This window comes from Proteiniphilum sp. (assembly GCF_040307845.1).
Lineage (GTDB): Bacteria > Bacteroidota > Bacteroidia > Bacteroidales > Dysgonomonadaceae > Proteiniphilum.
Genome location: NZ_JAWRIS010000015.1, coordinates 62518 through 74725 on the forward strand (window position 1 = coordinate 62518; position 12208 = coordinate 74725).

Genomic DNA, 12208 nt, shown 5'->3' on the forward strand with positions numbered 1-12208 from the left:
AAATAATTCTCACACAGGAATATGATTACTGCGAGTTCCATACACCATAATTAAATAAATAAAATAATCGTATGAAATTCAATCGATTGATCCTGCTATTGGCAATCATAGTCATAGCCGGATGTACCAACAAACAAAAAGAAGCTCCCGCGGAGGAAACAACACTCTCGGGATTGAAGAAGAGTGATTTTCAGACAGTGGTAAACGGAGATTCGGTTAACCTTTATGTGCTGAAAAACGGGAACGGTGCAGAGGTGGCCGTAACCAATTACGGTGGACGGATTGTATCGGTGATGGTTCCCGACAGGGATGGAAAACTACAGGATGTAGTGCTTGGTTTTGATAATATTGACGATTACGTCAATATTGACAATAACTTTGGCGCCACGATAGGACGTTATGGCAACCGTATTGCCCATGGAAAGATTATTGTGGATGGAGTGGAATATGAATTGCCACAGAACAACTTCGGACATACCTTGCATGGAGGACCGGAAGGTTTCGACAGTAAGGTTTTTAATGCTGTCCAACCGAATGAACAATCAGTTGTACTGACCTACCTGTCGAAAGACGGTGAAGCCGGATTTCCCGGTAACCTGGATGTGAGGGTGACGATGACGTTGACAGATGATAACGCCCTTGATCTGCAATATGAAGCGAACACGGACAAGGAGACAGTAGTCAACCTGACCAACCACTCCTATTTCAATCTGTCGGGGGATGCCAACAACACCATCCTCGATGACCTGTTGATGATCAATGCCGATGAATACACTCCGGTGGATGATACATTTATGACGACCGGGAAAATCGAAAAGGTGGAGGGAACACCGATGGACTTCAGGACGCCTACTGCCGTAGGTGAGCGGATCGACCAGTATGATTTCGACCAGTTAAAAAACGGTGACGGTTATGACCACAATTGGGTGCTGAATACCAAGGGTGATATTTCACAATTGGCGGCTTCGGTTTATTCACCCGCTACCGGTATCCAACTGGAGGTATATACAATTGAACCGGGTGTGCAGGTATATGCCGGAAACTTCCTCGATGGTACGGTAACCGGTAAGAATGGTGCTGTCTATGGTAAACGCCATGCAATCTGCCTGGAAACGCAAAAATATCCCGATTCACCCAATAAACCTGACTGGCCTTCTCCCTATCTGAAACCGGGAGAAAAATATACCAGCCGTTGCATCTATAAATTTACTGTGCAACAATAAACCATTGCTGGTAAAATAAAAAGTCGGGCTGTAATCCAACGATGATTACAGCCCGATTTTTTTATCTCAAGGGACTATAAATACTTTTATTGGATCAACTCATCTGATTGATTGTCCGACATCATGCCTGATCCGAAGTGTTTCTTATAATACTTACACCAGGGACTAAGTCCACAGATTTCACATTTCGGCCTTCGGGCCACACATATATACCTCCCATGCAGGATAAGCCAGTGATGCGCTTTTGAAAGCAATTCCGACGGAATATATTTCACTAATTCCCGTTCTGTTTCAAGTGGTGTTTTGGAGTTATCGGTCAGTCCGATGCGGTTGGCCACGCGGAAAACATGGGTATCCACGGGCATGGCGGGTTTGTCGAACGCCACGGCCAGCATCACATTGGCCGTTTTGCGCCCCACACCGGGGATGGTAAGCAGCGAGTCGATATCATTGGGCACTTCACCTGCGAAGTCTGAGATGAGTTTCTTCGCCATCCCCACCAGGTTCTTTGCCTTGTTGTTGGGGTAGGAGCAGGATTTGATGTATTCAAATACCGCTTCGGGAGTCGAAGCGGCCATCACTTCCGGGGTGGGAAAGGTCTCGAACAAGGCAGGTGTAACCATATTCACCCGCTTATCAGTACATTGTGCGGAGAGTATCACTGCTACCAGCAATTGATAATCGTTTTGATAATGCAACTCCGTTTCTGCCGATTCCGCATTTTCTAAGAACCAGTCGATTACTTTCTTATAACGCTCCTTCTTGGTCATTATCCCACTCAATAATTTATCCTGCTATATCGCTTTTCCAAACTGCTTCTTCTATCTCTTTGAATGCCGGAAATATTGATTGTTTGTGATTTTTGATGAAGTAGAGAATTTCGATTCCTACGATATTTTTTTCCATATCGTAATCCAATACAATATTATTTTCTTTTTCCTCACTCTCGACAATCTTATTTTCGGACAATTTTATATAGAGAGCGTCCGCTTCTTTGTCATATTGCATGTTCATATTGTTTTCCCTTTCTTATTCCTGTCAAAATATGCTGTTACAATAATTCTATTCTTTTTATTAACCACTACTTTTAACCATTTATCCTGAAATTCAGTTGTTATTTTATAGAAGTGAGTTTCATCTTCTGTTATATTAATTTCCTCATCAGGATATTGTATGGCATCTGTTATCCAGTCGGTTCTTAAATTTCGTTCTGTCATTCTCGAAATCAAATGATTTGAGAAACGTAGTTCATCGACCTTCATAAAATACAAGTTTAGTATAATTTCTTTGATAATTATAGAAATTAGCGTTTTATTTCGTCCGACGATGGAATAAAAACCGCACTCAGATCAGGGTCAGCCATGTCGGGATCGAGGGGATAGATGGGGCGTTGAACCCGTTCGTAGGGTAGTCGTGCCAAATCCTGGTCCACCCCTCCGGGCGTGAGCGCCATCACCCAGTCGGCGCGCATATCGTACAACTCAGGTACAAGGTATCCAATCTTTACCACTAAGATATCGGTCTCCCTGGGATTCAATCCCAGATCGGTAAAGTTTTTTTCGTAATGATAGGCTGTCCTCTTTTCGGTTACGATGGTGTAGATATTGCCGCTTTTCACCACCGCTTTGGAATTGGCATCATTTTCATCGATGGCGGTCACTTCACCTTTCAACCGGATAGGTGGCGCATAACGATTATCCACTTCGGCACCTGCCATGCCATCCACCTGTCCGCCGACTCCTGCCTCAATAGCTTGTTTGACTAATTCCGGACCGGGAATGGAGGCGTAGATCAATGTTTTCCCACCGGAGGCACGGAATTCGGGACGTTTGAAGAGTTCATGCAGTGTCCAGGTGACATCCCCGGCTCCGCCGGCAGTGGGATTATCTCCCATATCACTGATGATAAACGGTTTTTTATCGCTTGCCAGTGCTTGTGCCAACGCATCATCAAGATAAGTGGTAGGCGCTACGAAATCAAACTCCTTCCTTACGCTCCAGAAATAGCTCGCCAATTGTTCAGCCACTTTGCCCACAGCTTCCCGGTCGTCTCCGTATGCCATCACAACTCCACTGTTACGTGGTGCGTCGGCCCAGGGATAAGACAACCATACGGAAGCGTCTATCACCTTATCACCATCGAGCAGGGAGGGAATTTGTCCGGTAAGGGTCTTGCCCGGTTCTATGCGGGTACTGGTCTGTTCCCCCGGCAGCAAGATAGGAACGCGGATCCACGCTTTATATGCCGGTTTTCCCTTGCCGTTTTCTAACCTGTCGAGCAGATTGGTGATGGCTCTTTTTTTCGTCTCCACAGCATCCTCGTGGGGGGAAAGCCGGTAGCTGGTGATAAGATCGAGATTCTGTGCCAACCGGGGTGATACACTACCGTGCGGGTCCATTGATGCGGAAATCAGTACATTGGTACCCACCACATCACGGATACGCATCAGGAAATCCCCCTCCGGGTCATCCAGTCCCTGCACACTCATTGCCCCATGGATATCGAAAAAAAGTCCGTCCAGAGGCAAGGTCTCTTTTAACAGGTCTAAGGTTTTTGTCACCAGTGATTCGTATGCTTCACGGGTGACAATACCTCCCGGCATGGCATGGCCGTAGAGGGTGGGGAGCCATTCGGCACGGTCAATAATCCCGGAGTCGGGCGACCAAAACGGATAATAAGAAAAGAGATCTTCCCCCATACTCGCATTGAAAGCTTCTTCGTGGGTCACCGCCGGTGAAAACGTACTGGACTCAATGGCAAGCCCTGCGATGGCAATCCTCGGCAATTCTTTTTTTACAGTTCCATTGTTACAGGCTGATAGCAACAGCATCAAAACCATTGAAAAAGTGATAATTATTTTTTTCATAACTATATAAAATATTGTAAGTTGTTAATTACATGGATGGTATGTATCGCTACAAGAGATGCCGTTTCTGTCCGGAGTCGCGACTCACTTAGGGTCACAGGTTCAAAACCGGCCGCAATGGCATCTTCTATCTCCTCCCGGCTGAAATCTCCTTCGGGGCCGATAAGGATAAACGCGTCCTCTCCCTTTTTGTGAAGCTGAGAGAGTGGCTCTTTCGGAAGATCGTAACAATGAGCTATGTATTTCTTTCCGTTAAACGGGCAGGAGATAATCTCCTTGAACCCTGTCAATTCTTCAATCTTGGAGAGATAAGCTTGTTGAGACTGTTTCATTGCCGCTACGGCTATTTTTTCCAAACGTTCATTTTTAATCTCTTTCCGTTCGGAGAAGCGACAAAGGATGGGCGTTATTGTATCAATTCCGATTTCTACAGCCTTTTCTACAAACCATTCATTCCTCTCCATCTGTTTGGTCGGAGCAAAAGCGATCCGGAGGTTATAATTCCACCCTTTTGGCTTTTGAATGCTGTTTTGAATGCTCACCATGCATTGCCGCGGACTGGCCTGAGTCAGTGTACATTCATAAAAAAATCCTTTCCCGTCGGTGACGGTCAGTTCGTCCCCTTCCCGCATACGGAGTACTTTTACACAGTGTTGTGATTCCTTTTCCGGAAGCTGTGAATTCTGTCGGATAGAGGGAGAGTAAAAGAGTGTGTCAGCCATACGCCTCAATTCAGGATTTATTTTCCCTCCGGTTTATCTCGTCACGCAACCGGGTTGCCAGTTCGTAATTCTCTTCTTTCACAGCATCGTCGAGACGATTTTTGAGCGCTTCCAACCGCAGATCAGATAATTCCTCGTCTTCCCGGGCAGATTCACTACTCTTCAATTCTGTTACACCCGGGGGAGTCTGTTCATCGAATACGATTGCCATTTTTTGCATAATCTCCTCTGTAGTGAAGATCGGGGAGTGAGTGCGGATAGCCAGCGCCACAGCATCGGAAGTACGGGAATCGATGCGGTACTCTTTGCCGTTTTGCAGTAGCAACAGTTCCGAAAAAAATGCGCCATCCTCAAATTTATGGATCAGAACTTCCAACAATTCAACCCCCAATTCATTCCAGATAGAGCAGATAAGATCATGTGAGAGGGGTCTCGGCGGAATAATCCCCTCCATTACAATGGCAATGGATTGTGCTTCAGGCGTACCAATTACAATCGGTAATCGGCGGATACCATTCTCTTCCGCGAAGATAAGCGCATAAGCGCCGGCTTGTACCTGGCTGAAAGATATTCCCAATACGGATAGTTTGACTTTCTTTGACACAGTCGATTCGTTTTTTTGATTAAAAACAACCTCAAATGTAGTGAATTTTTTATTGTTTTGTATGTGAATTTAGAAAAAAGATGTACCTTTGCACTCGATTTAAAACACGGTGGATGTAGCTCAGCTGGTTAGAGCGTCGGATTGTGGTTCCGAAGGTCGCGGGTTCGAGCCCCGTTTTCCACCCACTCTCACGGAAGTGAGCTTTTTTATTCTTTTTAGATTTGTTTTAGGTAATCACGTATTTTACATACGTGATTTTTTTGTCTTACGAATAACCGGTACGCCAGCCTCTCCGGAAAATAGACTAACCCGAATTAAAAAAAATCCTGTTTTGCCCTGCGGCGAAACTCTGCACAGGTAATAGCTGTGGCTGTTGCTACGTTTAATGATTCGGAAGTGGCCCTTCCTTCCGGGAAATTAGGTATAAAGAGCTTCCTGTTGATTAGTTTTTCCGCTTCCCTGCCAATACCCTTACCTTCACTCCCCATTACAATGAACCCGTTGTTTGAAAGGGGGGTCGAATAAATATCATCCCCTTCCAGAAAAGTACCGTAAACGGGGAGGTGTGACTGTTGTTGCAGGAAATCTATGATATCGGTATAAAATACTTTTATGCGGGCAATAGCACCCATAGTGGCTTGTACGGTTTTAGGGTTGAAAATATCTGCCGTGTCGTATGAACAAATGATATGTTCTATCCCAAACCAGTCTGCAATGCGGACAATAGCGCCCAGGTTTCCCGGATCCTGAATGCCATCAAGTACGAGACTTAATTGAGTATCGGGATCAATTTTTTCAATTTCGGGCGACGGGCGATAGAAAACGCCCATAATTTGAGGAGCCGTTTTCAGAAAAGTGGCTTTTTTCAATTCTTTTTCATCCACCGTGATCACCTCTTCTGCCTTTAATTCAGGATGAGCCGATAATATGGAAGGTAGTGCAATAATCAGTTGACAACGGCAGTTGGCAAGCAGATCGAAAACCAGTTTTGTCCCTTCAGCCACAAATGTATTGTACTCGTTACGAAATTTTTTTTCGTTCAACGACCGGATATATTTTATTTTGCTTTTACTTAAACTCATTTTTCACTTCGCGTTATTGTTATTCGATAGTTATTCGGCTACGCCGTTATTCGATAGTTATTCGTTCGCTTTGCTCACGTTATTCGCGCTTCGCGCGTAGTGCAACCGACAACCGAATCACAACTGAATAACAACTGAATAACAACTGAATAACAATTGAATAACAATTGAATGACAATCGAACGCCAATTGATCCAGCGTGTAAAAGTAGTAAAATCCATACGTAAATGCCAAAAAAATCTCAAACATGTCATTTTTTTCAGTCCGTAAATTAAAAAAAGACTTACCTTTGTGAGTAATTGACCCTAAAAGCGTTAAATTGCACGTGAATTGTATATTAAGACTTTATATTTTACCGATATTTTATGAACAATAACACCTTAATGAACAAAGCGGCCGATAACATCAGAATTCTGTCGGCATCAATGGTAGAGCGGGCGAAATCAGGCCATCCCGGCGGAGCAATGGGAGGTGCCGATTTTATTAATGTCCTTTTTTCTGAGTTTTTAGAATATGATCCCCAAGATCCGACATGGGAATCGAGAGACCGGTTTTTCCTTGATCCGGGACATATGTCGCCGATGCTCTATTCTGTCCTTTGTCTCAGTGGCAAATTTTCGTTAGATGAGTTAAAAGAGTTCCGCCAATGGGGGAGCCCTACACCCGGACATCCCGAGATCGATCTGTCCCGGGGAGTGGAGAACACCTCCGGCCCATTGGGGCAAGGGCATGCTTATGCTGCCGGAGCAGCTATTGCGGCCAAATTTTTACAGGCGAGATTAGGAGATATCATAGATCATACTATTTATAGTTATATCTCAGATGGTGGTATCCAGGAAGAAATTTCACAGGGAGTAGGACGTGTTGCCGGCCATTTGGGATTGAGCAACCTGATCATGTTTTATGACTCCAATAACATACAACTCTCCACTACTACCGATGCGGTTACCAGTGAAGATGTAGCGAAAAAGTATGAAGCGTGGAACTGGAAAGTGATCAATATCGATGGGAATAATGTGGATGAGATCCGCAGTGCATTAAAGGAGGCGAAGGCTGAAAAAGAAAAACCGACGCTGATTATCGGAAATACCGTGATGGGGCGTGGTGCTTTGGCAGCAGACTGCACTTCATTCGAATGCCAGGTTTCCACGCACGGACAACCGTTGAGTGCGGCGGGTGCTGATTTCGGACAGACGATCAGGAATCTGGGTGGTGATCCGGAAAATCCTTTCGTTATTTTCCCCGAGTCTGAAGAGTTGTATGCCGGGCGCAGGGAAGAACTGAAACAAATCGTATCGGCAAAGAGGGCGAAACTGGATGAATGGGCCCGGGCCAATCCCGAATTGGCAGAGAAAAAGCGCAAATGGTTCGCGCGCGAACTGCCGCAGATCGATTGGTCGGCCATTCAGCAGAAACCCAATGACGCGACCCGTTCAGCTTCAGCCAAAGTATTGGGTGAATTGGCGCAACAGGTGGAAAATATGGTGGTGGCATCTGCCGACCTCTCCAATTCAGATAAGACGGACGGCTTTTTGAAATATACAAAAGCGTTTGTAAAAGGTGATTTTTCGGGAGCCTTCCTGCAGGCAGGGGTTTCCGAATTTACCATGTCTTGCCTCAGTATTGGAATGAGCTTACATGGAGGTGTTATTCCCGCTTGCGGAACCTTCTTTGTTTTCTCTGACTATATGAAGCCGTCCATCCGTGTGGCTGCCTTGATGGAAACACCGGTTATTTTTATCTGGACACACGATGCATTTCGTGTAGGTGAAGACGGACCTACCCACCAACCCGTAGAACATGAGGCACAAATTCGCCTGTTAGAAAAACTGCAGAATCATCATGGGAAGAATTCGATGCTTGTGCTTCGTCCCGCCGATGCCAATGAAACGAGCGTAGCCTGGAAAATGGCGATGGAGAACAGTAAAACACCCACAGGACTCATTCTCTCCCGTCAGAATATCAAAGACTTGCCTACTTCAGGTCAATCACGTTTCACTGAAGCGTTGAGCGCGGAAAAGGGTGCTTACATCGTGCAGGATGATGCGGAGTATGATGTGATATTGCTGGCATCGGGATCGGAAGTAGCCACTTTGGTGGAAGGCGCTGACCTGTTGCGTGCCGATGGAGTGAAAGTACGTATAGTTTCCGTGCCGTCTGAAGGATTATTCAGATCACAACCTGCCGAATACCAGGATGCTGTATTACCAAAGGGGAAGAAGAAGTTTGGTCTGACCGCAGGACTTCCGGTGACGCTGGAAGGATTGGTCGGCTCCGATGGCGTGGTTTGGGGAATGACATCTTTTGGATTTTCTGCCCCTTACAAGGTCCTCGACGAAAAACTGGGATATACAGGCAAGAATGTATATGAACAGGTAAAAAAACTGTTATAATAAAAATGATACGGACAGTTGTCGGTGATTATGGCCGATGACTGTCCTAATTAAACTGATTAACATGTCTCTATTCGATAATTCAGAGAAGCCTATAGGATTGGCATCCGATCATGCCGGCTACAAGGTAAAGCAGTTCATCATCAAAACACTTGAAGAAAAAGGAATACCTTACAGGGATTTTGGTGCCTATTCTGAGGAAAGCAGCGACTATCCCGATTTCGCGCATCCACTGGCAAAGGCCATCGAAAATGGCGAATGTTATCCGGGGGTAGCCATTTGCGGAACAGGAATTGGAATTAGCATTGCATTGAACAAGCATCAGGGAATTCGCGCGGCTTTGTGCTGGAATAAAGAGGTGGCCCGCCTTGCAAGAGCCCATAATGATGCCAATGTGCTGGCCCTGCCGGGCAGATTGATCGGTGAGGAGGAAATCTATGAAATCCTGGTGACCTTCCTGAATACACCTTTTGAAGGAGGACGTCACCAGAGGAGAGTCAGCAAAATTCCTTGCGGATAAGTCTGTCCCGTCCGGATTATCCGACCGGATGCTCCAAAGGGGTGTCAGCTTTCCCCAATCAAAATAGAGATGAAGATAAGATGGAAATATACCGTACTGTTAGTGCAACTAATCTTTTGGTTGGGTTGTGGTGACGTGGGTATGCAGTTCGACAACCACCCCAGGGGGAATTTCGATGCATTATGGACTATCCTGGACAGGAATTACTGTTTTTTTGAATACAAGGATGTCGATTGGGATAAAGTGTACAGGGAGTATAGTGCGCGCGTTACATCCGACATAGACAATGACGGCCTCTTTAAACTGATGGGGCAAATGCTTGCGGAGTTAAAAGACGGACATGTGAATTTGTCCGCTGCGCATGACATAACCCGTTATTGGGAGTGGCAGGATGATTACCCTGTTAATTTTGATGTGTCCATACAAAAACATTACCTTGGGAATGATTACGGCATTTCTTCCGGAATGAGATATAAAATACTGGAAGATAATATCGGTTATCTCTATTACGGGAGTTTTTCCAATGATGTGGGAAATGGAAATCTTGATCAGGTGCTGAACAGGATGGCTATTTGCCAGGGTCTTATCATTGATGTGAGAAGTAATGGTGGTGGCAGCTTGACTAATGTAGAAAGAATCACAAGCCGTTTTTTTAACGAACGCCGGCTCATCGGTTATATCTCCCATAAAGTGGGTCCGGGACATAATGATTTCTCATCGCTTTATCCCAAATATGTAGAGAGTTCCAATAGGGTACGTTACCAGAAGCCGGTAGTCGTTCTTACTAACAGAGGGTGTTATAGTGCTACTAATGAGTTTGTCAGCATCATGAAATATGCATCTAATGTAACTGTTATGGGAGACAAGACCGGGGGCGGTAGTGGACTGCCTTTTACCTCTGAACTGCCCAATGGCTGGTCGGTCCGTTTTTCCGCATCTCCCATGTTCAATGCCGAAAAAGAACATATTGAGTTCGGAGTAGAGCCCGATATCTATGTAGGCATGGAAGCGGAAGACAAAGAAAAAAACCGGGATACTATCATCGAGAGGGCACGGCTGTTTTTAAAGAATCAGTAGCTTTTTTGAGGACAATATGGTCCAATAAATTTTCGGAGAAAAATAAAACGATATATTGACAACTGATAAATCAATGGAATTATGATGTTTGCAGAAAAGGTTTATGTGGAAAGAAGAGAGAGATTGAAGAAACAGTTTCAAACGGGTAAATTGCTTTTTCTCGGGAATGATGAAAGTGGGATCAATTATGCCGATAATACTTATTTCTACCGTCAGGATAGTACATTCCTCTATTATTTTGGGGTCAGCAAACCCGACCTGATCGCGTTGATCGATATCGATGAGGATAAGGAATATATTTTCGGTGATGATCCGACCATCGATTCAATCGTATGGACCGGCTCGCAGCCTAAAATAAGCGAACTGGCCGGAAAAGCCGGTATCCATCATACAGGCGATTTGTCGGCATTCAGGAAGAAAATAGCCTCATTCGACAAACAATCGGTGAAGTACCTGCCGCCTTACAGGGGTGAACATTTTCTCAAACTCAAGGATTTTCTCGGCTACGACGTGGAAGAGGCCACTGCGAAAGCAAGTAAAGAACTGATCGTGGCAATTGCCGACCAGCGTATTATCAAGTCGCAAGAAGAGATTGAAGAAATAGAAAAGGCTGTGGATGTAACCGCCGATATGCACTTTGCAGCCATGCATTTTGCCCGCGCGGGTATGACGGAAGCACAGGTGACCGCCAAGGTAAATGAAGTGGCCATCGCTGCCGGAGGGAATCTCTCTTATCCTATCATTGGGACGATCAACGGACAATTCCTGCATAACCATTATCACGGTAATACGCTTAAAGAAGGTGATCTGTTCCTGCTGGATGCGGGATATGAGACCCCATTGGGATATGCCGGAGATCTGAGTAGTACTTTTCCTGTATCCCGGAAATTTACCGAACGGCAGAAAGAGATTTATCGCATTACCCTTGATGCCCATTATAAAGCCATTGAACTCTCCAAACCGGGTGTGAACTTCAAGGATGTGCATCTGCAGGTCGGCGGGGTGATCTTCGACGGGCTGAAAGCTTTGGGATTGACCAAAGGAAACACGGAAGAGGCGGTAGCCAATGGAGCGCATGCCCTTTTCTTTCAGTGCGGAACCGGACATCTGATGGGATTGGACGTACATGATATGGAAAATCTCGGCGAACAGATTGTCGGCTATGCGGGAGTGCCCAAAAGTACCCAATTCGGATTGAAATCATTGCGCCTGGGACGGGAACTGCAACCGGGCTTTGTATTGACCATTGAACCGGGGATTTATTTCATTCCGGAATTGATAGACCTCTGGAAAAGCAATAAAACAAATGCCGATTTTATCAACTTCGACGAAGTCAATAAATATCGAAATTTCGGAGGAATTCGCAACGAAGAGGATATCCTGATCACAGAGACAGGGAACCGGGTACTCGGAAAACCGCTGGCAAAGACCATTGAAGAAGTGGAGGCCGAGCGGGAGAAAGCTTTCTAAAAAAATGTACCAAGCTCAATACATAATATCTTTGTATCACAACAACGGGAAACGCCTGTTCTCCTGCTGGATGTGTTGATTTGTTAATCCCGATAAATCGGGACTGGGAGTATTAATTGGAGATTATAATCAGTAAATCAGTAAATTAACAAATCAAAGCCATGTTTGAAGAGCTTAAAACAAAAAACCGTATTCCTGAACGGAAATCAAATCAGGAGGGTAATTTCTACTATAATGATTCCTCAAAACCG

Annotated in this window: 12 protein-coding genes and 1 tRNA gene; 6 read left to right on the forward strand and 7 right to left on the reverse strand. The window is 45.2% G+C overall.

Features of this window, described 5'->3' with window-relative positions; translation table 11 throughout:
* Positions 1-71: 71 nt before the first annotated feature.
* Positions 72-1223 (forward strand): aldose epimerase family protein, encoded by a 1152-nt coding sequence (locus tag ABV001_RS03070; protein WP_352421457.1) that lies wholly within the window; start codon positions 72-74, stop codon positions 1221-1223.
* An 86-nt stretch (positions 1224-1309) separates the two neighbouring features.
* Here the strand turns inward: ABV001_RS03070 and nth are convergent, their stop codons facing one another.
* From nth to ABV001_RS03100, 6 genes are read right to left on the reverse strand one after another with little or no spacing between them, the layout of a single operon-like run.
* Positions 1310-1993, reverse strand: coding sequence for an endonuclease III (nth, locus tag ABV001_RS03075; RefSeq protein WP_352421458.1), 684 nt, complete (start codon positions 1991-1993; stop codon positions 1310-1312).
* Between the two features lie 16 nt (positions 1994-2009).
* Positions 2010-2237: a DUF2283 domain-containing protein gene (locus ABV001_RS03080; protein WP_352421459.1), complete on the reverse strand. Its 228-nt coding sequence runs from the start codon at positions 2235-2237 to the stop codon at positions 2010-2012.
* Positions 2234-2485, reverse strand: coding sequence for a DUF4258 domain-containing protein (locus ABV001_RS03085; protein WP_323423576.1), 252 nt, complete (start codon positions 2483-2485; stop codon positions 2234-2236). Before ABV001_RS03085 ends, ABV001_RS03080 begins: the two co-directional genes overlap by 4 nt.
* A gap of 41 nt (positions 2486-2526) precedes the next feature.
* Positions 2527-4089, reverse strand: a complete 1563-nt coding sequence (locus ABV001_RS03090; protein WP_352421460.1) for a M81 family metallopeptidase — start codon at positions 4087-4089, stop codon at positions 2527-2529.
* 2 nt (positions 4090-4091) lie between these two features.
* The gene (locus tag ABV001_RS03095; RefSeq protein ID WP_352421461.1) at positions 4092-4811 is read right to left on the reverse strand and encodes a 16S rRNA (uracil(1498)-N(3))-methyltransferase; all 720 of its coding nucleotides are present in this window, start codon (positions 4809-4811) and stop codon (positions 4092-4094) included.
* 10 nt (positions 4812-4821) lie between these two features.
* Entirely contained in the window at positions 4822-5415 is a 594-nt protein-coding gene (locus tag ABV001_RS03100; protein ID WP_323423573.1) for a bifunctional nuclease family protein, read from the reverse strand.
* A gap of 108 nt (positions 5416-5523) precedes the next feature.
* Here ABV001_RS03100 and ABV001_RS03105 point away from each other — a divergent pair.
* Positions 5524-5599: transfer RNA gene (locus ABV001_RS03105), tRNA-His, on the forward strand.
* A 130-nt stretch (positions 5600-5729) separates the two neighbouring features.
* Here ABV001_RS03105 and ABV001_RS03110 read toward each other — a convergent pair.
* Complete coding sequence (locus ABV001_RS03110) at positions 5730-6497, reverse strand: TrmH family RNA methyltransferase (RefSeq protein ID WP_352421462.1); 768 nt, start codon at positions 6495-6497, stop codon at positions 5730-5732.
* A gap of 365 nt (positions 6498-6862) precedes the next feature.
* Here ABV001_RS03110 and ABV001_RS03115 point away from each other — a divergent pair, with 365 nt between their 5' ends.
* From ABV001_RS03115 to ABV001_RS03130, 4 genes are all read left to right on the forward strand, one after another.
* Positions 6863-8890 carry a transketolase family protein gene (locus ABV001_RS03115; RefSeq protein ID WP_352421463.1) on the forward strand — a complete coding sequence of 676 codons (2028 nt, stop codon included), beginning with the start codon at positions 6863-6865 and terminating at the stop codon, positions 8888-8890.
* Positions 8891-8954: 64 nt separating this feature from the next.
* Complete coding sequence (gene rpiB, locus ABV001_RS03120; protein WP_352421464.1) at positions 8955-9410, forward strand: ribose 5-phosphate isomerase B; 456 nt, start codon at positions 8955-8957, stop codon at positions 9408-9410.
* Between the two features lie 69 nt (positions 9411-9479).
* The gene (locus ABV001_RS03125; protein ID WP_352421465.1) at positions 9480-10487 is read left to right on the forward strand and encodes a S41 family peptidase; all 1008 of its coding nucleotides are present in this window, start codon (positions 9480-9482) and stop codon (positions 10485-10487) included.
* A gap of 84 nt (positions 10488-10571) precedes the next feature.
* Positions 10572-11957, forward strand: coding sequence for an aminopeptidase P family protein (locus ABV001_RS03130; RefSeq protein WP_352421486.1), 1386 nt, complete (start codon positions 10572-10574; stop codon positions 11955-11957).
* The last annotated feature ends 251 nt before the right edge of the window (positions 11958-12208 follow it).

Bases quoted from the DNA above. Each gene is read 5' to 3' on its own strand.
- ABV001_RS03095 (WP_352421461.1), bottom strand. From the start codon at position 4,811: ATGGCTGACACACTCTTTTACTCTCCCTCTATCCGACAGAATTCACAG.
- ABV001_RS03090 (WP_352421460.1), bottom strand. From the start codon at position 4,089: ATGAAAAAAATAATTATCACTTTTTCAATGGTTTTGATGCTGTTGCTA.
- ABV001_RS03070 (WP_352421457.1), top strand. From the start codon at position 72: ATGAAATTCAATCGATTGATCCTGCTATTGGCAATCATAGTCATAGCC.
- ABV001_RS03080 (WP_352421459.1), bottom strand. From the start codon at position 2,237: ATGAACATGCAATATGACAAAGAAGCGGACGCTCTCTATATAAAATTG.
- ABV001_RS03110 (WP_352421462.1), bottom strand. From the start codon at position 6,497: ATGAGTTTAAGTAAAAGCAAAATAAAATATATCCGGTCGTTGAACGAA.
- rpiB (WP_352421464.1), top strand. From the start codon at position 8,955: ATGTCTCTATTCGATAATTCAGAGAAGCCTATAGGATTGGCATCCGAT.
- nth (WP_352421458.1), bottom strand. From the start codon at position 1,993: ATGACCAAGAAGGAGCGTTATAAGAAAGTAATCGACTGGTTCTTAGAA.
- ABV001_RS03130 (WP_352421486.1), top strand. From the start codon at position 10,572: ATGTTTGCAGAAAAGGTTTATGTGGAAAGAAGAGAGAGATTGAAGAAA.
- ABV001_RS03115 (WP_352421463.1), top strand. From the start codon at position 6,863: ATGAACAATAACACCTTAATGAACAAAGCGGCCGATAACATCAGAATT.
- ABV001_RS03125 (WP_352421465.1), top strand. From the start codon at position 9,480: ATGAAGATAAGATGGAAATATACCGTACTGTTAGTGCAACTAATCTTT.
- ABV001_RS03085 (WP_323423576.1), bottom strand. From the start codon at position 2,485: ATGAAGGTCGATGAACTACGTTTCTCAAATCATTTGATTTCGAGAATG.